Here is a 21925-nt window from a genome sequence, read left to right on the forward strand (position 1 = left end):
TTGAGTACTTTAATGCGGGGCATGCGTCACGCAATGAAGGTGTGTTCACGTATTTGCATAAACATCGGAACTGGCCCTGCGTATCGTACAGCATTTTTTTTGTGAAAAGTTTACCCAAAAGCACCAACCGATCAGGCAAACGCATCAATGAACATGAAACGCAAACACGCTATAAATAAATGGTTCGCAGGAAGCTGGATGCTGTTTGTTTGCGGTGCGGCTGCTTCGTGCGGAGGCTACCGTCCCCCGGAACCCGTCGAGGTTTTTCACCTGAATGTTCCCGATGCTGCCCGTGACACCATCTTTTTCATTCCCAACGCGCGCGCTTCGAACAGTGTGGAGGTGACGGTTGAGGGTACAATCTCCAATCTTGCAGTAGTCAAATTTTCGCAGGATACTTCATTTACTTCCCGATCAGGAATACTGATTTCGGAGCAGGGCTATCATAGTCCGGTGATTATTTCGGAAATAAAGGGAGATACGCTTTTTGTACAGTACCTGCCGATCCGGCAGCCGGTAAAGGGGAGTCTGACAATAAGTGCCACATTCAGGGATTAATATCAATTTACGGGGTAAAAGCTGCAATATCGGACGCATACAGGAAGTGGCGTTCTGCCTGGCACAAGATTTACGCCGGCATTTACTTATGTTGCCTTTGAAAATGCTGAATACAAAAATCAAAATCTCCTTCGCCTTGCGCCTGCTGCTAGGCTGCCTGCTGTGTCTTGTTACCCAATATCCAGCTTCTGCACAGCTGCCCGTGATGCCGGGCGATACGGCCCGGCCCGCCAAGCCCGTTTACCCGCCCGATTCGCTGGGACGGCGGACGCCCAGGGGTACGATCGACGGCTTTCTGAAAGCCAGCTACCAGGAAAATTACGAAAGGGCTGCGCTGTACATCCGCCGCGACCCGGCTCTTAAAAAGAAACAGAATACCATCCGGCAGGCCAAAGCATTACAGGCTTTGCTGGAAGTAAACGGACGCATTTTCCCTTACTCCTGGATCAGCAATGAGCCGGAGGGAAAAACAGACGATAACCTCGGGCCCAACCTGGACCGGATCGGTGCGGTTACCATCGATAATGAGTCTTTTGACCTAATCCTCGAAAGCGTGAAGGACAAGGAGGGGTACCCCGTCTGGCTGTTTTCCACGCAGACGATCGAGCGTATACCGCTGAACGTGAATGATCTTGAAACGACCACTTTCATCAGTGATATTTCGCCTGCATTTTTACAGAACAACAAGTGGAACGGTGTACCCATCGCGCATTGGATCGCCACCATCATCCTGCTGATCGGTTCGTATCTGCTTGCATCGGCTATTACCCGGGTAATAGTGTTTCTGATCCCGAGAATTTACAGGAAGGCCGGAGAAGAACCCTATTTTGACTTCATTCGGGCATTTTCCCTGCCCGCCCAGCTGTACCTGGCGATCTGGTCGTTTATGTCTTTCAGCCAGAAAGCAGGCATTTCACTCGTGGTAAGGCAGCATTTCAGCAACCTTGCGCTCATCATTGGCTTTGTAGCAGTGATCCTGCTCATCTGGCAACTGCTGGACGTGATCGGTATGGTGACCGAGCAGCGCATGAAAAGATACCGCAACCAGTCCGCAGTGTCAGCCATTCTTTTTGTGCGCCGGGCATTGAAGATCGCCCTGGTGATTGTGGGGGCAATCATGATCCTGGATACGCTCGGTTTTGATGTTACCACCGGTATTGCTGCCCTGGGTATTGGTGGTATTGCCCTGGCACTGGGTACACAAAAAACGGTGGAGAACTTCGTCGGCAGTGTCACCATCATTGCAGACCAGCCTGTGCGGGTAGGTGATTTTTGCAGGATCGGCGAGTTTACAGGCACCATTGAGCGCATCGGTATGCGTGCGACACAGGTGAGGACCAATGCCCGCACGGTGGTGACGATTCCCAATGGAGAGCTTTCTTCTCTGAAAATCGAAAACTTCGCGCACCGCGAACGCTTCTGGTTTCATCCGGTTTTTTACCTCCGCGTGGAGACCACCCCCGATCAGATCCGCCACGTGATCCAGGAACTACGCAGGGTATTGCTTACACATCCGCGCGTCAATCCTGAGCCTGCCCGTGTCAGGTTTATTGAGGTAGGATTGAATGGGATCAAAATTGAGGTATTTTCCTATGTAGATACCGCAGATATGGATGTGTTCCTGGAAATACAGGAAGAGCTGCTTCTGCAGATGATGGATGTGGTGGCTGCCAGCGGCACCGGATTCACACTTCCCGCACAAACTATTTATTTTGCCAAAGATCATGGATCACAGCAATCTGATAGTCCGATCATCGCTCCGGATTAAGAGAGTGCATTGTTTACAAATGCTTAACTTATCAGCACATTTGGCTTAACATTAGGAATATAGATTTGCGTCCTTCAACGTAAATGGATATTCTATGACTAATTTTTCCGGAAAATGTAAATCCTTTTGTTTCATCTTACTGATGCTCGGTACGCTCCACGCCGTGGCACAGGTGAACGTCAGGGGAAAAGTAACCGATAAGGAGACCGGCCAAGGTGTGCCGGGAGCCAGCATTATTGTAAAAGGTACCAATGCAGGTACGGGTACGAATGCAGAAGGATTTTACGAGCTCACCGTAGCAAATCCCAATGCAACCCTTACTTTCTCTTTTGTAGGATTTGAATCGCAGGAGATTGCTTTGAATGGCAAGTCGCAGCTGGATGTGATCCTGAGCACCGACCTCAAACAGCTGAACGAGGTCGTAGTTACCGCATTGGGTATTAAAAAAGATGTGCGCCGGATCGGTGTAGCAATCCAGACTGTGGATGGCTCGTCGACGGTGAAGGCCCGGGAGCCGAATGCGATTAACGCACTGGCAGGCAAGGTCGCCGGTCTGACGATCGGTGCGCAGCCTGAATTGCTGAGAAGGCCCAACATCATGCTCCGGGGTAATACAGACGTGCTTTTTGTAGTGGACGGTGTGCCTGTGAACTCAGATACCTGGAATGTGAGCCCGGACGATATCGACACATACTCGGTACTGAAAGGTGCAAGTGCTTCGGCATTATACGGATTCAGGGGGAAAAATGGTGCAATCCTGATCACCACCAAAAGAGGTACCAAAGACAAGCGCGGGTTCTCGGTCGATATCAACTCGTCGACCATGATGGACAAAGGATTTTACTCCATTCCCAAGGTACAGGACGAGTACGGCCCGGGCGACCATGGCCGGTATGCATTCGTAAATGGTGCGGGCGGAGGCTTGAATGACGGTGATTACGATGGCGGCTGGGGCCCAAGGTTTGAAGGCCAGCTTATTACCCAGTACGACAGCCCGGTAGATCCGATCACAGGTGTACGCTCAGGCACCCCGTGGATCAACCGGGGAAAGGATAACCTGAAACGCTTTCTTCAGCCAGGTATTTTATCAACCAACAACGTATCTGTTTCCTCATCCGGCGACAAGTACAACCTCCGCTTTTCGGCCTCCAATACTTACCAGAAAGGCATCGTGCCTAACACGAAGCTGAACATTACCAATTTTAATGTAACCTCAGACTTCAAGTTTTCTGAAAAGCTCAACTTTACGTCGAGCCTTCAGTATAACCGGCAGTATTCTCCCAATATTCCCGACGTGAACTATGGTCCAAACTCGATCATCTATAACATGGTGTTCTGGGCGGGTGCAGACTGGAACGTGGATGATATGCGCAATTACTGGCAGCCTGGAAAAGAGGGCATTCAGCAGATCTATGCGGAATACCAGCGCTATAACAATCCGTACTTTATGAGCTACGAGTGGCTGCGCGGTCATCAGAAAACAGACATTATTGGTCAGGCAGCCATGTCTTACAAGTTTACCGACTTTCTGGAAGCCACCCTGCGCACGCAGATAACTACCTGGAACTTGTTCAGGAATGAAAAGATGCCATACTCGGCGGGTTCATACGGCCGGGAGGAGCGCAAGGGTGACTACCGCGAAGACCGCCGCAATCTGTTTGAGAACAATACCGACATTCTCGTCAAGTTTGATAAAGATCTTTTTGACGGATTTAACGCAAAACTTTGGGCTGGTGGCAACATCCGCAGCTTTGCATATAACTCCCAATACGGCTCCACCGACTACCTGAACGTCCCCGGCCTGTATAATTTCAACAACAGCTACCGGCCTGTACGTACGTCGAACTTCAACTCGGCCATGCGTGTGAACTCGGCTTATTACTCGGCGGATTTTACATTCCGTGAATTCTTTACGCTGTCCACAACAGGTCGCCTCGACAAACTTTCGACCCTGCCGGCTGGTAACAATACTTTCTTTTATCCATCTGTGGCGGGTTCTACCGTGCTGTCGGACTTCCTGCCAATCCCCGAAATGGTTTCTTTCCTGAAACTGCGTGCTTCTTACGCCAACGTAAAGGATGCCCTGACCAAATCGACTATCGGTACCACGCCGGCGCTGGGCGATGCCAACCCGCTGGGCTACGGAGATCAGTATTATTCGCCGTATGACGGACCGAGTTACCAGAATGCAGCCGTTTATTCCACACCATTTGCCTATAACAACACGCCTGCCGCGTATTTTACCAACACGCTCAACAATCCGTCCCTGAAACCAAGCTCTACCTCGCAAACGGAACTGGGCCTCGATGTCCGTATTCTGAAGAACCGCATTGGGCTGGATGCGACGTACTTTGTCTCCCATGAGGGACCACGGATTTTCGCACTCCCGGTTTCCTCCACCACAGGATACGACTCCTATCTGGTGAATGGAATCCGCACCAAAAAAACGGGTGTTGAACTTGCACTGACAGGGTCTGTGCTGAAAAGCGGCACCGGGCTCAACTGGGACGTAGTAGCTAATTACTCCACCTTCAAGGAAGTACTGACGGAGATTTACCCGGGCGTGAATGCATTGAATACCTTCTTTAAGGTAGGGGACAGGATGGACAAGTTTTACGGACGTGCCTTTGCAAAAACAAACGACGGTCAGATTATCAATGACGCCTCCGGAAGACCGGTATACCTGCCTGTAAGCCAGTATCTGGGCAATGTGAATCCGAAGTTTGTGTTCGGGATCAATAATAAGTTTGCTTACAGAAATGTAAACCTGAGCTTCCAGTTCGACGGGCGGATCGGCGGTGTGATTTCAAACTATGTGCAGAAGCAGACCTTCCGGGGCGGTCGCAATGCCAAGCTCGTACAGGGTGCCCTCGGCGAGGCCCGCTACAAGGATTGGGTAGGTTTCAAAAACGGCGATACGGACAATAAGAACTACCTCGGTGAAGGTGTGCAGGTCAGTAACGGCGGCGCGCTCAATTTTGATGTGGACGGTAAGATCACGAACCTCAATGAGCTGAAGTTTGCACCAAACATCACCAAGCAGTACGTACAGGACTGGGTAAGCCGCTACTACAATACCGAGGAAGGCAATCTCATGAGCCGGTCGTTCGGTATGTTGCGTGAAGTGGTGATCGGGTATTCCATTCCGTCGAAATGGCTGGCACAATCGAGGTTTATCCGCAATGCCTCGGTATCGCTGGTGGGCCGTAATCTGCTCTATTTTGCAGCCAGCAAGGATATTGACCTGAACCAGTACATATCCGGCGGTGAGTCTGCCCCGCAGACACCATCCCTGCGCAGGTACGGAGTGAACATCAACCTTTCATTCTGAGGTACAGCCTAACATTTCAAAATTTTAAATCAACCATCATGCGTTCTATAATTATTGCTGTTTTGGCTTTTACAGCCCTGCTTTTTACAGGTTGTGAAAAGAGTTTTGAGGAACTTGAAAAAGATCCGAACCGCGCGATCACCGCACCTGCGTCCCTTATTTTGCAGGGCATTGAGTGGGATATGTACAATAATACAGGCCGGCCGTTCAGCTCCGAAATGCGTTGGAACCAGTTTTATGCGGTCAACTATAATTACTACGGCAACAATGAGTATCAATGGTCTGCATTTACAAACCATTATTCAACATTGAAAAACGTGGTGCAGATGGAGCTGGAACATAAAAAAACCGGCGCAGCGGACATCAACGGTTACACGGCGCTGGGTAAATTCTTCCGGGCATTTTACATGGATCAGATGTCGGCCAGGGCGGGTGACCTGCCGATGAGCGAAGCCCTGCTCGGACGTGAGAACCTGAATCCGAGATATGATTCCCAAAAACAGATCTATGTACAGATCCTAAACCTGCTCAACGAAGCGAACAGTGACATTACTTCCCTGATCGCGAAAGGAGAAACAACCGTGGAGGGTGATTTTTATTTTGCAGGTAAACTGGCCAGCTGGCAGCGGGCGATCAATGCATTCAGGCTTAGAATGCTGCTGCGCCTGAGCAAAAAAGAAGCCGATACAGACCTGAACATCAGGGCACAATTTGCAGAGATCATTAACAATCCCGCCAGGTACCCGTTGTTTGCAGGCATGTCAGACAATCTTCAGTTTATCTCAAACAATTACAATAAGTATCCGTCCAATCCCGATAACTTTGGTTTTGACGCCACACGTCAGAACATGGCCGCTACGTACGTAAGCCTGCTTACTGCCCGCCAGGATCCCCGCGTTATGATTACGGCCGAGCCTGCGGGTGCCCAGCTGAAAGCCGGAAAGACCCCGTCGGACTACACGGCTTATGTGGGTGCCAGTTCGGGCGAAGACCTGGCGGACATGTCGGCGAAGGCGGGAATCGACAACGGAGCCGGGTTCGCGCCGGGCGCATATTCTTTCCAGAGCCGGTCGCGGTACTACACCAACTACACAGGCGAGAACGTATTCATCATTGGGTATCCCGAGATGTGCTTCAACATTGCGGAGGGGATCAACCGCGGCTGGGTAAGCGGCAATGCCGATCAGTGGTACCAGGCGGGCATCAAGGCTTCCATGGAGTTTTACGGGATCAAGGAGGGCGCCAACTCGATGCAGTACTCCCGCACCGGCGGCAGGGAAGCCAGTGACTTTGTAGGTTATACGGTTAATTTCAGCTTTGCGAACTACCTGGCTCAGCCGCTGGTAAAGTATGCCGGAAACAACCTTACCGGCCTCGAGCAAATACTGACCCAGAAGTACCTGGCATTTTTCATGAACTCAGGTATGGAAGCCTACTTCAATTTCCGCCGTACGGGTTTTCCGAAATTTATGACCGGCGTAGGTACAGGCAATTCGGAACGGATTGCACTTCGTTGGCAGTACCCGATCTCGGAACGTACCACCAATGGAGCCAACTATAAAGCGGCCATTGATGCCCAGTTCGGGGGAAAAGATGATATCAATGATAAGATCTGGTTACTTAAATAGAAAAAGCATTTCCGGTAATCAAAAAGGCCGTCTTCCATTAGAAAGACGGCCTTTTAACATCATGGAAATGAGGCTTTGATAAGCCGCACCGTTGCTATGCCTCGCTTTTCTGCTTCTCTATTGCATCCAGCAACTTCTGGAAGGGTTTATTGAATTTGTCAATCCCTTCTTCTTCCAGCTGCTTGGTTACGGCATCAATATCGATACCGGCTTCCTTAATCTGTTCCAGGATTTTGGTTGCACCTTCAAGGTCGTCTTCAAGCCGGCTTGCAGGATCTCCATGGTCGCGGTAGGCTTCCAGGGTTTCCATCGGGATCGTATCCACCGTATTGGGTCCGATCAGCGCCTCCACATATTTGGTATCCTTAAATGCAGGATTCTTGCTGCTGGTACTTGCCCAAAGCAGTCGCTGCGGCACAGCTCCCAGCTCAGCCAGCTTGTTCCAGCGGTCTGAGCTGAACACGCGTTTGTAAATTTCATAGGCTTTTTTGGCAGAGGCAATCGCCACTTCACCTTTCAGCTCGCCCAATCCTTTTTCATCCAGCAGCGGATCAACCAGCACGTCGATGCGGCTCAGGAAAAAGCTGGCTACGGACGAAATGTTATTTACCGGCAAACCTGCGGCAGCCCTTTGTTCCAGCCCGGCAATGTAAGCCTCCGTCACCGCTTCATACCGGTCAAGGCCGAAAAGCAGGGTTACGTTTACGTTAATGCCATCAGCAATCGCGGCCTGGATCGCAGGCAAACCTGGCTCGGTACCCGGGATCTTGATCATAACATTTTCCTTGTCGACCTCTTTCCAGAGCTTCCGCGCCTGCTCAATGGTTCCCTCGGTATCCAATGCAAGAAACGGTGATACTTCAAGGCTTACATACCCGTCGGCACCTACCACATCTTCATCGTAAACCGGTCTCAGAATGTCACAGGCAAGTTTGATATCCGAAATGGCAAGGCCGAAAAATATTTCCTCATTGGTGCGCTGTTCCTTCGACAATTCGGCGATATCTGCATCATAATCAGCGCTGCTGCTGATCGCTTTTTCAAAAATCGCAGGATTGGAAGTCACGCCCCGCACACCATCTTCTTCAACCAGCCTTTTAAGTTCACCCGAAAAAATAATTTTCCGGTCTATAAAGTCCAGCCAGATGCTTTGACCGAAGTCGTGTATTTGTTTCACCTTGTTAGCCATAATCATCAATGTTTTTTTTACTGAATGATACTGAATATATCTTGATAATGCTTTACGCCTGCTTATTTAACCATGCTGAGGCGATTTTAATTACACTTTCCTCTATTTATCGGTTGATTTTCGCATAGCCGCAGCACGTCCTGGCTCAATCTTTATACTTCAGGAGCGCACGCCCGGACAGAATTGTTCCGGAGTCCGGCCGCACTTATCAGCACGAAGCCAAACATCACCATGAACAAGAAGGTACCCCATCAACATTCCGACGAAAGTCAGGAGTCCCGCCGGGATTTTCTGAAAACCACGTCTGTACTGACAGCTATCGCCGTCACCCCGCCCGCTGTTGTCAAAGCCGCACAGTCGGGCTTTGTAGAGAAAGTCAATGCTGCCTTGGAAACCATGCCGGTAAGTTTTACAGTAAATGGGGTAAAACAGCAGCTTAAACTCGAACCCCGCGCTACACTGCTGGATGTACTGCGCGAGCAGCTTGACCTGACCGGCACCAAAAAAGGCTGTGACTATGGGCAATGCGGCGCTTGTACCGTGCACGTCAATGGCAAGCGGGTACTATCATGCCTCAGCCTGGCAGTAATGCATGAGGGACAGGAAATTACGACCATCGAAGGACTTGCCAAAGGAGAGGAGCTCCACCCGATGCAGCAGGCTTTTATCAAACACGACGGTTTTCAATGCGGATACTGCACACCCGGACAGATCATGTCTGCCGTGGCATGCATTCACGAAGGCCATGCCGGCAGCGAAGCCGATATCAGGGAATTTATGAGCGGCAACATCTGCCGCTGCGGGGCGTACCCCAACATTGTAAAGGCAATTCAGGAAGTTAAAAACGGGGGGCTCAAATCATGATACAATTTCAATACGAGCGTGCCTCCACGGCGAAGGCAGCCATCAGCAGCCTGGCCGGCAGCAGCCAGGCCAAATTCATTGCCGGTGGTACCAACCTTATCGACCTGATGAAGCGGCAGGTAGAGGCGCCGGCCCGCCTGGTTGATATTAATGCAGTACCGCTCAAAGACATTCAGCGAAAAGACGGGAAAACGAGCATCGGCGCGCTGGCACTGAACAGCCAGGTGGCCGACAGCAAGCTGATCATTGATAACCATCCGCTGCTTTCCCAGGCCCTGAATGCCGGCGCATCCGCGCAGATCAGGAATATGGCGACCGTGGGCGGCAATATGATGCAGCGCACACGCTGCCCCTACTTTTATGATACCGCACTGCCCTGTAACAAAAGGGAGCCGGGATCGGGCTGCGGCGCGCTCAAAGGATTGAACAGGATGCACGCCATATTCGGGACAAGCGAGCAGTGCATTGCGGTGCACCCCAGCGACATGTGCATTGCGCTGGTAGCCCTCGATGCGACGGTCGTTGTGGCCGGGCCAAAGGGTGAGCGGCGGATTCCTTTTGAGGAATTTCACCGCCTGCCGGGCACTCAGCCCGAAAAGGACAATACACTTCAGAGCAATGAGCTGATCATGTCTGTCGAGATTCCCGACTATGCATTTAACAAGCACGCCTATTATATGAAGATCCGCGACCGGGCCTCGTATGCATTTGCGCTTGTGTCTGTGGCTGCGGCCCTGGATATGGACGGGAAGGTGATCAGAGAGGCACGTCTGGCGATGGGAGGGGTGGCCCACAAGCCCTGGCGCCTCAAAGAAGCCGAAAAGGCACTCGCAGGCAAGCCAGCCACAGAGGAGACTTTCAGGCAGGCCGCCGAGCTGGCGATGCAGGGAGCGAAGGCTTTCAAATACAATGCATTCAAGCTGAAACTTGGTCCGAACGTAATTGTAGAAGCATTGAAAAATGCAGCCGGTCTGGTGTAAAAGGTACCTAATCCCTGAACTGAGAAAATCATGAGTGAAGCATTTTTTGATAAAAAAGAATACAAGCCGCTGGACCGCGTGGATGGCCGCCTAAAAGTGACGGGTGCTGCCAAATACTCCGCCGAGTATGCATTGCCGGATATGACCTATGCGGTACTGGTCGGAAGCCGGATCGCGAAAGGCACGATCAAAAGTATCGACTCCAGAGCGGCAGAAAGGTCACCGGGCGTACTTGGCGTGATCTCACATGTGAATGCCATTAAGGTGCCCGGCTACCAGCCCAAGGGAGAGCACCCGTCGGAGCCATCTACAGGCGGGCAGCCGCTACGCGTGTTTTTTGATAATAAAATCTATTCAAACGACCAGCCGATTGCAGTTGTGGTAGCAACTTCGCTGGAAAAGGCCCGGCATGCCGCTTCCCTGGTGAAGGTCCAGTACAATAAGGAAGAACATAAGACCGATTTCGACGCGCATACCGCAGATGCTGTGGTGCCTGCCTCGGCTAAGAAAAACCCGAAATCGCCGACTGCGGATTATGACCGGGGCGAGGCCGGCGCATTCGATACCGCACCTTACAAGCTGGAAGCCGAATACCTGATCCCGACCGAAGTACATAATCCGATGGAACTGCAGGCCATCATCGCCCACTGGGAAGCCGACGACCGACTGACCGTTTACGATAAGGTACAGGGTACAAAAATGACCCAGAAGAACTTTGCCAAGGAATGGAACCTGCCGGAGGAAAATGTAAAGGTGATCACCACTTTCGTGGGAGGGGCATTCGGTAACGGGCTGCATAACTGGCCCCACGAAACGGCTGCGATCATTGCCGCAAAACAGGTGAAAAAGCCCGTCAAGCTGGTACTGACGCGTGAGCAGATGTTTACAATGGTCGGTTACCGGCCCCGGACCTGGCAAAAGATCCAGATCGGGGCGACGAAGGATGGGAAGCTCGTGGCGCTCAATCACACCTCCATAGGGCAAACGTCCAGCTACGAGGAATTTACCGAATCGACGCTGCGGCAAACCCGGATGATGTACGCCTCGCCCAATGTGAGTACGCGCTACCGCCTGCTGCCTCTGAATGTGGCCACACCCATCTGGATGCGCGGGCCGGGAGAAGCCACGGGCGCATTTGCACTGGAATCGGCCATGGACGAAATCGCTCATGCAATCGGAATGGACCCGATCGAGTTTCGGTTGAAAAACTACACCGAGTCCGATCCGGATAAGAACATGCCCTGGTCAACCAAATACCTCCGGGAATGTTATGATATCGGAAAAGAGAAAATCGGCTGGGATGACCGAAAACTGCAGCCCGGACAGGTGAAGGAAGGAGCGTGGCTGGTGGGCTATGGAATGGGTACAGGTACGTTCGGCGCCAACCGTAATGCCGCCACCGTGCATGCGCAGCTCGATGCGGATGGTAGGCTTGTGATGCATTGCGCAATCACGGACATTGGCCCCGGTACAGGCACCGCCATGGTGCAGATCGCATCAAACGAAACGGGTATTCCCACCGAGAGGATCTCGTTCCATCTCGGCAGTTCCGAGTTTCCGGCGGCCGGCCTGCAGGGAGGGTCTTCTACGGTAAACAGCGTTGGTCCGGCAGTAATGGCTGCATGCAGGTCACTCAAAGAACAGCTTATTACGCTGGCTTCGAAAGGTGCACCGGCGTTTGTTTCCGCGAAGCCGGAGGATATTTCACTTGAAAACGGACAGCTGCGCCTCGCTGGAAAATCTTCGGCGACGCTGAAGCTGGCGGAGCTGTTCAGTCAGGCTCGTGTTGAGAAGATAGAGACAACCCAGGAGTCCAAGCCCGATGAAAACCGCAATAAGTACTCTATGTATGCCTTTTCCATGCATTTCGCCAAGGTACACGTGCATCCGGCCACCGGACAGGTGCGGGTCAAAAAGATTGTGTGCTGTGCTGATGCAGGTACGATCGTGAGTCCTAAAACAGCAGCCAGCCAGATGATCGGAGGCGCTACGGGCGGTATTGGCATGGCACTCACCGAAGAAGCCGTGATCGATCACCGGTTTGGCAGGTACGTAACCAAAGATCTGGCCGATTATCACGTGCCGGTTCATGCCGACGTGCCGGAGATCGAAGTTCATTTTATCAACAAACCCGACCTGGTAGCGGATCCCGTGGGCAGCAAGGGACTGGGCGAAATCGCCATCATCGGGGTGGCTCCGGCCATCGCCAATGCGGTTTTCAATGCGACCGGGAAGCGGATCAGGGAGCTGCCGATCACACCTGACAAGCTGATCTGAGTTGTTATATTATTCCTGTTTTTCAATCCCCCGGACAGCTGGCAGCAGGTAGTTCGGGGGATTGCTGCTGATAAGCTTCTCGCTTGCAGTATAAAGGCACAGTTGCGGGACTTACATGTGCAGATCCCATCCATTTACGCTGCAACCATGAGCCTCATACCCAGAAGAAGTTTCCTGTCCCGATTGTCGCTGGCTTCGGCTGCGGTGGCGGCGGGCGGTTTTACGTTTCCTGTACAAGCCGGACGCGACCAGTTTGTAGAAGTGGAAATTGCGCCGGGCCGGCTTCGGGGCGTGCGGCATGAGGGTGTAAACATTTTCAGGGGAATTCCCTATGGCGGGAAAGTTTCGGGAAACAGGCGGTTCCGGCGACCGGGTCCGGTGGAGCCCTGGGCGGGTGTCCGCAGCTCGGTGTTCGGGGCGCCGGCCATGCAACCTCCCCGGCAAAACGAGCCTGCACCCGCGGAGGATTGTTTGTTCCTCAACATATGGACGCCGGCTAACGACAACCGCAAACGCCCGGTGATGTTCTATAATCACGGAGGCGGATTCGTGATCGGCTCGGGTGCATCGCAAAGCCAGGATGGATCCAACCTGGCCAGGAATTTCGATGTGGTTGTGGTACAAACCAACCATCGTCTCGGCTTGTTCGGTTTTCTTTACCTGGACGAAATCGCGGGGGAAGAGTATGCAGGCTCGGGTAATATGGGCATGCTCGATATTGTGGCCGGACTCAAATGGGTGCACGACAACATTGCGCAGTTTGGCGGCGATCCTGAAAATGTCATGATTTTTGGTGAATCGGGTGGGGGAGCCAAAACGTCGTGTTTGTATGCGATGCCTTCGGCTGCTTCCTATTTTAATAAAGCTTCCATTGAAAGTGGCCCGGGCGTGCGGATGACACCCAAAGAGGTTGCCGCTGAAACCACGGCCATGCTTCTCAGGACACTGAATATTGCTCCTGCCGACTGGAGAAAGCTGCTCGACATCCCGGCGGCAGATCTGCTTGCGGTACAGAACAGATTACCTTTCGTACCACCTTTTATCGACAAAGACAATCCGAAGAAAAAACCAACGCCCGGCGCCGGCGGGTTTGGTCCGGTGGTGGACGGGAAAGTGCTTCCCGGCCATCCGTTTGATCCCACAGCTCCGTCTATTTCCAAAAATAAACCCTTGCTCGTAGGCTGGAATGAGGATGAGTACAACTTCTTCATCTGGCAGCGGAAAGAGGTAGACCTCTTGAAAATGGATTTTGAAGGACTTAAGAAAAAGCTAGAACCTTTTCACGGGGCCGATACGGCCAAAATGATTGCTACATACCGGAAAACCATGCCCGATGCCTCTGCACCGGATATTTTCGTGGCAATTTCGTCTATTGCCATGATGGGCCTGGGCTCGATCGATATTGCAGAAAAAAAGGCAAACCAGCATGGAGCGCCGGTTTACCTGTACAATTTTGGATACAAATCAGAGAAAAAAATCCTTGACACGGACTATCCTATGGGGACGCCCCATGCCATGGATATTTCGTTCAAGTTCAATAACGAAGTGCCGCCAAAAGATCCCTCTCAGCCCAGTGAAAGCTTTTTTGGCGGAAGCAGGCCCGAGCGTTTTATTGCATCGCATCACTTTGCCGAGCTGTGGACAACCTTTGCCCGCACCGGAAAACCCGCCGCAGCCGATGTTCCTGAATGGCCTGCCTACAATTTGGAAGACCGCCCGACCATGCGCATTGATACCCGCTGCGAGGTGATCGACAACCGGTTTGCAGAAGAACTTGCGATGTGGAAGTCGATCGGGAAAGTTTAGGAAGGATGAACATGGAGGGCTGGCACGAAAATCCTGGGCAGGTGTGACTGGTACATCTATTACACGATTCAATGGAACAAGCACACACGATGCCCCGGGAGGAGGCACGTCCGCCGCTGGTGGCAACCCTATCGATCGACCCGTCAGTTCAGGAATATTTCAATGAGCTCAGACGGACCTATTTTCCTCCGGAACGCAATTATCTGGATGCGCACCTGACCCTTTTCCATGCACTGCCCGACGAGCCCGGGATCCGGGAAGAGCTGCAAAGAGTTGCAAGGCAGCAGCCTTCCTTTGATGCGGTCGCTGAGCAGATTGTGTCCCTGGGTTATGGTACTGCTTTCAAGATCGTGGCCCCGGCGCTGCCAGCCCTGCACCAGCAGCTTCAGAAGCACTGGCATGACGCCCTGACCAACCAGGACCGGCAAAAAAGGAACTTTCACATTACGATACAGAACAAGGTGGAACCTGCCCGCGCCAAAGCTTTGCAGGCCGAACTGGGCCATGCGTTCAAACCTTTCAGCTTTGCTGTGACGGGATTCAGGCTATGGCGCTACCTCGGCGGTCCCTGGGAGTACCTCGAAAGCTATGATTTTCTTTGACCATACACCCCTGACTCCGGGCCGCCTGAGCGGTCAGAACTGCGCTTGTGAGGGTGAATGGTTATGTTTAGCCTGCTTTCCGCTTTAAGTTACATCGTCTGCCCGGACGGTCAGATCAATGCACAATCCTGTTCCAATCCTATGCAACTCAGTTTTACAATCCTGTCCATGCTGCTTGCTGCCGGCACTGCAGTGTACGGACAATCTGCACGCACAGCTGCCCCGGCCCAGCAGGCAGCCAACCGCCCGACGGTCGTAGCGGGCATTCCGGTGAACTACAGCGAAGATTCCACGGGTACCTACGTGCTCCCCGACCTGCTGAAATGCAGCGACGGACAGATGGTCACCAGCGCAAAAATGTGGACTGAAAAACGTCGTCCCGAGCTGCTGAAAATGGTGGAGGAAACTCAGTTCGGCAAAATGCCCCCGGCTCCCGGAAAGGTGAGGGCCAGCTTGCTGGAAAAAGAAACTATCGCATTGCAGGGTAAAGCCATCCGCCGGCAGGTGCGGATTTATCTCACCACCGACACGACGGATCACTACATGGACCTGCTCGTATATACCCCGGTTGCAACCAAAAAGCCCGTCCCGCTGCTCCTGAACATTTCTTTTCTGGCCTATAACCAGATTATCGAAGACGAAGGATTGCACGTGGGCAATATCTGGAAAGATGGAAAAAAGATCCCGGCCACTCAGCCCGGTACTTTCGGGAAGATGAATATTGACCAGTTCATGGATGCGGAGATCGGCTTTGCAACCGTTTACTACGGCGACATCGAGCCCGACTTCAAGGATGGTTTGCCGCTGGGTATCCGCAGCCGCTACCTGAAAGCCGGCCAGGCTCAGCCTGCACCCGACGAATGGGGTGCGATTGCGGCCTGGGGTTGGGGCCTGAGCCGGGCACTGGATTATCTGCAGACCGATAGAAAGGTGGATGCGGGTCGTGTGGCCTTGCAGGGTGCGTCCCGCCTTGGAAAAACGGTACTCTGGGCAGGCATACGTGACACGCGCTTTGCCATGGTAATCGCCAGCATTTCCGGCGAGGGTGGGGCTGCATTGGCGCGTCGGAATTACGGGGAAACAATCGCACACATCACAGATCCTTCCAGGTACCTTTATCAGTTTGCGGCCAATTACCATAACTATGCGGATCAGGTGCAAAATATGCCTTTTGATGCGCATGCGCTGGTGGCTTTGATGGCCCCGCGCCCGCTGCTGCTGCAAACCGGCAGTACGGATTACTGGTCGGATCCGAAAGGGGAGTACTTGTCGGCCCTGGCGGCAGCGCCTGTTTACCGTCTTTTCAACAAAACAGCTCCTGTAAATGCGCCCTTTCCGGATGCGGGCGATACTGCTTTACTGATGAGCGACCTGGGGTACTACATGCATGATGGCGGTCATACCGTGCTCCCGGAAGACTGGACGCTGATGATCCGGTACATGCAGAAGTTTCTCCGGTAGGTTTCAGGGGTTCTTTGAACGTTGGCTTTTTATAAACGATTTAACAAAATCAATGCGCAGCTTTTACATTATTGCTACGGTATTCTCTTCTTTCTGCGTGATTACCGGATTGATCTGGGACATCTGCTGGCACCTGAGCATCGGACGGGACGGGTTGCTGTCGCCCCCGCATTTGATCATCTATCTGGGTGCGGTTGTGGCCGGTCTTTTTTCGGGGTATGAAATTCTGAGAAAGACATTCCGCGGCAGTGCAGATGAAAAAGCTGGCAGTGTCAGGATCTGGGGATTTTTTTACAGCTCACTTGGTGCATTATTCTGCGTATGGGGGGCATTGGCCATGCTTACGTCGGCGCCGTTTGATGACTGGTGGCATAATACCTACGGCTTGGACGTAAAAATTCTCTCTCCCCCGCATACGGTACTGATACTCGGGATTATCGGCATTCAATTCGGGGCCATGATCAGTGTTATTGCAGTCAAAAACCAGTTTTCTTTCCGGGTAAAGAATAAGTTTGAAAACACTAGTTCCGATACCACCTTATTCTGGCTTTTTTCACTCTCCGCGGGGTTTCTGCTGACAATCTGGTATACGCTGCTGTCGGAAGAGCTCGGCAGGATGGAGTCGCACCATTCACGTTTTTATATTTTCGGTGCATCGGCATTTCCGCTGCTTTTAATGGCGGTGGGTAAAGCGGTGAAGCACCGGTGGACTGTTACCGCGGTTACCTGCGTTTATACCGCATTGATGCTGGGCACCTTATGGATCATCCCGCTGTTCCCGGCCGAGCCGAAACTGGGTCCCATTCTCAACCATTTCGACCATTATCAGCCGTTTGCATTTCCATTACTGCTCGTTATGCCCGCATTGGCCATTGATCTGCTCAGGCATCAATTTGCCTTTTTAAATGACTGGATGTTAACACCCGTACTTGCGTCTGCATTCCTTGTTATTTTCTTCATTGTGCAATGGTATACCGGTGCTTTCCTGATGGAGTCGCCCTATGCGAGAAACTGGGTTTTCGGCAGCAGCTCGTGGTATTTCGGCAATGATCCCAACTGGGAGTTCCGGTATAAATTTGCACCCTGGATGCTCGAAAGTACGCCTGAGCTGATAAAAGGACTGGCGGTGGCATGGGTGTGCTGTCTGATTTCTACCCGCATCGGATTAGCATGGGGCAACTGGATGCACAAAATACAACGATGAAAAAGCTACTCTTTCTGTTACTGATATTCCTTTCCGGTGCTGCCCATGCGCATGTAGGCAGTTCGGGTGTTCAAATGCAGGCACAGGCTGGTCCGTACCAGGTCCTGGTCAGTGTGCTGCCGCCCGATGTCATTCCGGGTACTGCCAGCATTTCTGTTTTTGTTGAAACGGGTAAAGCCTCCCGGATGACGGCGAGGCCGATCTACTTCAAATCGGGAGGCAAAGGTGCGCCTTCGGCAGATGCATTGGAAGTTGTTCCGGGCCAGCCTGGTCAGTTTAAGGGCATTGTCTGGTTCATGGAGGGAGGTTCTTCCAGTGTACAGATCCATATGGAAGGCGACCAGGGATCTGCAGAGCTGATCGTGCCGATGATGGCAGTATCCACGGCACAGCGCGGTATGCCGCAGGGACTTGGATTGGGTTTGAGCATCCTGGGCTTGCTGTTGTTTTTGCTGATCATCACCACCATCGGAGCGAGTGTAAGTGACGCGCTGCTTCCTGCCGGTGCATCTTTGAGTGCTGCGCAAAAACGTAAAAGGTGGATGAATATGGGTATTGCAGCGGTAGTTTGTACACTCGTTCTGTATGGCGGAAGCAGCTGGTGGAACAGCTGGGCGGAGGAGTACAGCCAGTATATGTACCGGCCTTTACAGGGTACATCCCGCATCAGGCTGACCAACAATCAGCGCATTTTTGAATTAGAAATTGATACAACAGACTGGCAGGCCCGAAACAGGGGAAGTATGCTAAGCACGCTCATTCCGGATCACGGCAAACTGATGCACACTTTTCTCATCCGCATTCCGGCCATGGATGCTTTCGCGCACGTACATCCGGAGCGGAAAGACAGTACCACATTCCAGTCGGTACTTCCCGGACTGCCGGCAGGCAAATACCTGGTTTATGCAGATATTGTCCGCTATTCAGGATTTGCCGAAACAATCACCGATACACTCCTAATCCCCGAAAGGAAGGATACCACTGCAGTGGCGCCACTGCCCTCCTCCGCCGAAGATGCATTTGTGATTACCAATCCGATTGATGCCCGGGAAAAAGGAGGCCCGGCTGATAATTTCGTGATCTGCGGAAAGCCCGGCTCGAAAACCGTTTTTCAAGACGGGTCCTACGTGGTTTGGGAAGGACAGGGAAATGAAGCCCTGGAAGCCGGAAAACCCTACCAGCTGAAATTCGCGATTTTCAATCCCGACGGAAGTGCGTGCTTGCCGGAGCCTTACCTGGGTATGCTCGGACATGCGGCCGTCGTACGTACTGACGGCTCCGTTTACATTCATTTGCATCCGGCCGGATCATTCCCGATGGCCGCCGGACAACTGTTTAAAAACCGGCTGGCCGACACCACAAAGGTGATGAAGCGACCGGTCCCGGCGGTATTCAGGGATAGTGTGGACCGTTACCTGTCCCGACTGGCAGCCATGTCGGTCCCCGTCAGGGAGGAATTTCTGATGACTGAAATGGGTATGTACGACACCAGCGATGCCAGTATGAGCGGGATGAACCATACCAACCTGATCTCGTTTCCCTACTCGTTTCCGAAGGAGGGCAGCTACCGCCTGTTTTTGCAGGTAAAACGTAATGACAGGGTGTTAACGGGTGCATTTGATGTAAAAGTGAGGGGTACAGATGGGGTGTTATAAGCCCCGGTATTACCCTTGAAAGTGGTGCTGGCGCGGCCTTTGCAATAGTGTAAGAAATGGATGAAAATCGCTGGCATAGTTCTTATCAGAAATTGCATCCTTTCCTCACATGTATCACTTATGGCTATAAAATCAACCAGGGACCTACTTTGTTTTTCCCACCTTCGGTGGGACTTTGTGTTTCAGCGCCCGCAGCATCTCATGACACGCTTCGCAGAAGTCGCGAATGTGTATTTCCTGGAAGAGCCCATGTTCGACAGTCCGGACAAGGCTTATCTCAAGTTTGAAAGGAAACTACCGGGACTGCAGGTATGTGTGCCGCATATGCCGCCGGGAACCTCCCAGACGGAAATGGTCGTGCTTATGAAGGCGCTTCTGAAGTCGTTTTTTGATGACCGCGATGTCAGCAACTTTACATTCTGGTACTACACTCCGGTGGCGTTTGAATTTTCAAGATCGTTTACGCCGGATCTGATCGTGTACGACTGCATGGATGAGCTTTCTGCCTTCAAGTTTGCACCGCCGCAGATCAAGATCATGGAGCAACAGCTTATGGCTGAGGCAGATCTCGTATTTACCGGAGGGGTCAGCCTGTATGAAGCCAAGAAAGGCAGTCACCACAACATTCATCCTTTTCCAAGCAGTATTGACAAAACACACTTCGGTGCTGCCAGGAAAACAATGCCCGAGCCTGCTGACCAGGCTTCGATCCCAGGCATCCGTCTTGGATTTTTCGGTGTGATCGACGAGCGGTTTGACCAGGAGCTGATCCGGGAAATCTCGTCCAAACGTCCCGACTGGCATATTGTACTGATCGGGCCGGTCGTAAAAATTGATCCTGCCGCACTTCCCAAGGCTGACAATATTCATTACCTGGGATGCAAAAATTACCAGGAACTTCCGCAATACCTGGCCGGCTGGGATGTCGCTATGATCCCTTTCATGCTCAATGAATCCACACGGTTCATCAGCCCGACCAAAACACCTGAATACCTCGCTGCCGGCAAGCCTGTGGTATCTACACCAATCCGTGATGTGGTTTTTCCATATGGGGAAATGGGATTGGTCAGCATCGGAGATGATGCCGATACATTTATTGCCGCAGTGGAGTACGAGCTCAAAAATTCTGAAAGGAAAGAGTGGCTCAATGATGTGGATGAATACTTGTCCGACAAGTCGTGGCAGGACACTTTCAAATCCATGAATGCATTGATGCTGTCGGTAAAGCAAAAGAACCCGGTGGTCCTGACCAGCGAGCTCAAAAGCGCAAGCTAGTACCTGTGTTCTGATAACGCTTTGATCATATTTTTTAAGGGGTAGAACAAACCGCTCTGCCCTCACCATAAGTTTTACTTAAACCAAGCCCCCATGCAGGTTGAAAATGCGATTGCTCCCACGGTTATCAATGCAAATGAGAGTCCGTTTGAGAGCTTCTGGATGGCTGGCTTTGAGTGTACGGACCAGATGAATGCCAGCGGATACCGCGTGGATCTGCTTGAAGCAACCGGTCACCTCGAACTCGTCCGGGAAGATTATTCCCGGATTCGTTCCCTGGGGATCCGGACAGTGCGCGAGGGAATCCGGTGGAGTGTAGTAGAGCCGGCGCCATATCAATACAATTTTGATCCGGTACTGCATATGATGCATGCCGGGCGGGAAAAAGGTGTGCAGCAGATCTGGGACATCTGCCACTTTGGCTATCCCGATGATCTGAGTCCGTTTCATCCCAGGTTCACTTCCCGCTTTGTGTCGCTTTGCGAAGCCTTCACTGTTTTTTATACCCAGCATCATCCAGGTCAGCCTCTTTTTGTAACGCCTGTGAATGAGGTGAGTTTTATCTCGTGGCTCGGGGGAGAGGTAGCAGGAACTGCTCCTTATTGTACAAAAAATGGCTGGGATCTGAAATATGCATTGATGCGCGCATATATCGCTGGCGTAAAGGCCATGAAGCAGCTGAGCCCGCTGGTGAAGGTTGTCACGACCGAGCCGCTCGTCAATGTGGTATCGGCAGACCCTGCCAACCCTGCCGATGTGGAAACCGCTGCCTGGGAGCATGAGCTTCAGTTCCAGTCTGTGGACATGCTGTGCGGAAGGATCTGCCCGGAACTGGGTGGGAGCGAGGACCTGCTCGATATTGTGGGATTCAATTATTATTACGACAACCAGTGGGTAGCTGGCGGCCGGGGGATACTCGGCTGGAACGACAGGGTACTCGATCCAAGGTGGAGCCCGCTGTCGGACTTGCTGGAAGCCGGATATTTACGGTACAATAAACCTGTATTGCTCTCCGAAACGAGCCACCCTAAGGAAGACCGTCCTATATGGATCGAAATGGTTGCTGCCGAAAGTGCTGCTGCCATCAGCCGTGGTGTACCCCTGCTGGGTGTATGCCTTTATCCGATCATCGACCGTCCCGACTGGGACCATCTGCACATCTGGCACCATGCGGGCATCTGGGACACCGACTCATCAGGCAAATACGCCCGTGTCCTGCACCAGGAATCGGTTGATGCATTGCTGGCTGGCCAGCAAGTGGTTGCAGAAGCGCTCGAAGGACAGCGTTTGCTGTGCTAGGAGGATACCTGGCGAAAATATTTCATAC

15 protein-coding genes are annotated in these 21925 nt (G+C 52.2%); 14 read left to right on the top strand and 1 reads right to left on the bottom strand.

Annotated features, from left to right (window positions below; genetic code table 11):
• Positions 1-153: 153 nt before the first annotated feature.
• The 4 genes from HWI92_RS03635 to HWI92_RS03650 all read left to right on the top strand — a co-directional run bounded on the left by HWI92_RS03635 (position 154) and on the right by HWI92_RS03650 (position 7285).
• Positions 154-558: a hypothetical protein gene (locus HWI92_RS03635; protein WP_204660829.1), complete on the top strand. Its 405-nt coding sequence runs from the start codon at positions 154-156 to the stop codon at positions 556-558.
• Between the two features lie 103 nt (positions 559-661).
• Positions 662-2326 carry a mechanosensitive ion channel family protein gene (locus HWI92_RS03640; RefSeq protein ID WP_229248820.1) on the top strand — a complete coding sequence of 555 codons (1665 nt, stop codon included), beginning with the start codon at positions 662-664 and terminating at the stop codon, positions 2324-2326.
• Positions 2327-2468: 142 nt separating this feature from the next.
• Positions 2469-5657, top strand: coding sequence for a SusC/RagA family TonB-linked outer membrane protein (locus HWI92_RS03645; RefSeq protein ID WP_229248822.1), 3189 nt, complete (start codon positions 2469-2471; stop codon positions 5655-5657).
• Between the two features lie 38 nt (positions 5658-5695).
• The gene (locus HWI92_RS03650; protein WP_204660831.1) at positions 5696-7285 is read left to right on the top strand and encodes a SusD/RagB family nutrient-binding outer membrane lipoprotein; all 1590 of its coding nucleotides are present in this window, start codon (positions 5696-5698) and stop codon (positions 7283-7285) included.
• Between the two features lie 94 nt (positions 7286-7379).
• On the opposite strand, the gene tal is transcribed toward HWI92_RS03650, so the two are convergent.
• Complete coding sequence (gene tal / locus HWI92_RS03655) at positions 7380-8474, bottom strand: transaldolase (protein ID WP_204660832.1); 1095 nt, start codon at positions 8472-8474, stop codon at positions 7380-7382.
• Positions 8475-8705: 231 nt separating this feature from the next.
• On the opposite strand from tal, the gene HWI92_RS03660 reads away from it, so the two are divergent.
• The 10 genes from HWI92_RS03660 (at position 8706) to HWI92_RS03705 (ending at position 21897) form a co-directional block, all read left to right on the top strand.
• Positions 8706-9338 carry a (2Fe-2S)-binding protein gene (locus HWI92_RS03660; RefSeq protein ID WP_204660833.1) on the top strand — a complete coding sequence of 211 codons (633 nt, stop codon included), beginning with the start codon at positions 8706-8708 and terminating at the stop codon, positions 9336-9338.
• A complete protein-coding gene (locus HWI92_RS03665; RefSeq protein WP_204660834.1) occupies positions 9335-10318 on the top strand; it encodes an FAD binding domain-containing protein in 984 nt (327 codons plus the stop codon). The genes HWI92_RS03660 and HWI92_RS03665 overlap by 4 nt, the downstream gene beginning before the upstream one ends.
• A 30-nt stretch (positions 10319-10348) precedes the next feature.
• On the top strand, positions 10349-12595 hold the full coding sequence (locus HWI92_RS03670; RefSeq protein ID WP_204660835.1) for a xanthine dehydrogenase family protein molybdopterin-binding subunit: 2247 nt from the start codon (positions 10349-10351) through the stop codon (positions 12593-12595).
• A gap of 147 nt (positions 12596-12742) precedes the next feature.
• Positions 12743-14401: a carboxylesterase/lipase family protein gene (locus HWI92_RS03675; protein ID WP_204660836.1), complete on the top strand. Its 1659-nt coding sequence runs from the start codon at positions 12743-12745 to the stop codon at positions 14399-14401.
• 71 nt (positions 14402-14472) lie between these two features.
• Positions 14473-15003 carry a 2'-5' RNA ligase family protein gene (locus tag HWI92_RS03680; protein ID WP_204660837.1) on the top strand — a complete coding sequence of 177 codons (531 nt, stop codon included), beginning with the start codon at positions 14473-14475 and terminating at the stop codon, positions 15001-15003.
• A 141-nt stretch (positions 15004-15144) separates the two neighbouring features.
• Positions 15145-16464, top strand: a complete 1320-nt coding sequence (locus HWI92_RS03685; RefSeq protein ID WP_229248824.1) for a glucuronyl esterase domain-containing protein — start codon at positions 15145-15147, stop codon at positions 16462-16464.
• 52 nt (positions 16465-16516) lie between these two features.
• Complete coding sequence (locus HWI92_RS03690; protein ID WP_204660838.1) at positions 16517-17668, top strand: hypothetical protein; 1152 nt, start codon at positions 16517-16519, stop codon at positions 17666-17668.
• Positions 17665-19323 (top strand): DUF8832 domain-containing protein, encoded by a 1659-nt coding sequence (locus HWI92_RS03695; protein ID WP_204660839.1) that lies wholly within the window; start codon positions 17665-17667, stop codon positions 19321-19323. The genes HWI92_RS03690 and HWI92_RS03695 overlap by 4 nt, the downstream gene beginning before the upstream one ends.
• A 120-nt stretch (positions 19324-19443) precedes the next feature.
• Entirely contained in the window at positions 19444-20598 is a 1155-nt protein-coding gene (locus HWI92_RS03700; protein ID WP_204660840.1) for a glycosyltransferase family 1 protein, read from the top strand.
• A gap of 93 nt (positions 20599-20691) precedes the next feature.
• Entirely contained in the window at positions 20692-21897 is a 1206-nt protein-coding gene (locus tag HWI92_RS03705; RefSeq protein WP_229248826.1) for an amine oxidase, read from the top strand.
• Positions 21898-21925: the final 28 nt, after the last annotated feature.

Source organism: Dyadobacter sandarakinus, assembly GCF_016894445.1.
Classification (GTDB): domain Bacteria; phylum Bacteroidota; class Bacteroidia; order Cytophagales; family Spirosomataceae; genus Dyadobacter; species Dyadobacter sandarakinus.

Coding starts and splice junctions, on each gene's coding strand:
- HWI92_RS03635 (WP_204660829.1), top strand. CDS start 154: ATGAAACGCAAACACGCTATAAATAAATGGTTCGCAGGAAGCTGGATG.
- HWI92_RS03640 (WP_229248820.1), top strand. CDS start 662: ATGCTGAATACAAAAATCAAAATCTCCTTCGCCTTGCGCCTGCTGCTA.
- HWI92_RS03645 (WP_229248822.1), top strand. CDS start 2,469: ATGCTCGGTACGCTCCACGCCGTGGCACAGGTGAACGTCAGGGGAAAA.
- HWI92_RS03650 (WP_204660831.1), top strand. CDS start 5,696: ATGCGTTCTATAATTATTGCTGTTTTGGCTTTTACAGCCCTGCTTTTT.
- tal (WP_204660832.1), bottom strand. CDS start 8,474: ATGGCTAACAAGGTGAAACAAATACACGACTTCGGTCAAAGCATCTGG.
- HWI92_RS03660 (WP_204660833.1), top strand. CDS start 8,706: ATGAACAAGAAGGTACCCCATCAACATTCCGACGAAAGTCAGGAGTCC.
- HWI92_RS03665 (WP_204660834.1), top strand. CDS start 9,335: ATGATACAATTTCAATACGAGCGTGCCTCCACGGCGAAGGCAGCCATC.
- HWI92_RS03670 (WP_204660835.1), top strand. CDS start 10,349: ATGAGTGAAGCATTTTTTGATAAAAAAGAATACAAGCCGCTGGACCGC.
- HWI92_RS03675 (WP_204660836.1), top strand. CDS start 12,743: ATGAGCCTCATACCCAGAAGAAGTTTCCTGTCCCGATTGTCGCTGGCT.
- HWI92_RS03680 (WP_204660837.1), top strand. CDS start 14,473: ATGGAACAAGCACACACGATGCCCCGGGAGGAGGCACGTCCGCCGCTG.
- HWI92_RS03685 (WP_229248824.1), top strand. CDS start 15,145: ATGCAACTCAGTTTTACAATCCTGTCCATGCTGCTTGCTGCCGGCACT.
- HWI92_RS03690 (WP_204660838.1), top strand. CDS start 16,517: ATGCGCAGCTTTTACATTATTGCTACGGTATTCTCTTCTTTCTGCGTG.
- HWI92_RS03695 (WP_204660839.1), top strand. CDS start 17,665: ATGAAAAAGCTACTCTTTCTGTTACTGATATTCCTTTCCGGTGCTGCC.
- HWI92_RS03700 (WP_204660840.1), top strand. CDS start 19,444: ATGGCTATAAAATCAACCAGGGACCTACTTTGTTTTTCCCACCTTCGG.
- HWI92_RS03705 (WP_229248826.1), top strand. CDS start 20,692: ATGCAGGTTGAAAATGCGATTGCTCCCACGGTTATCAATGCAAATGAG.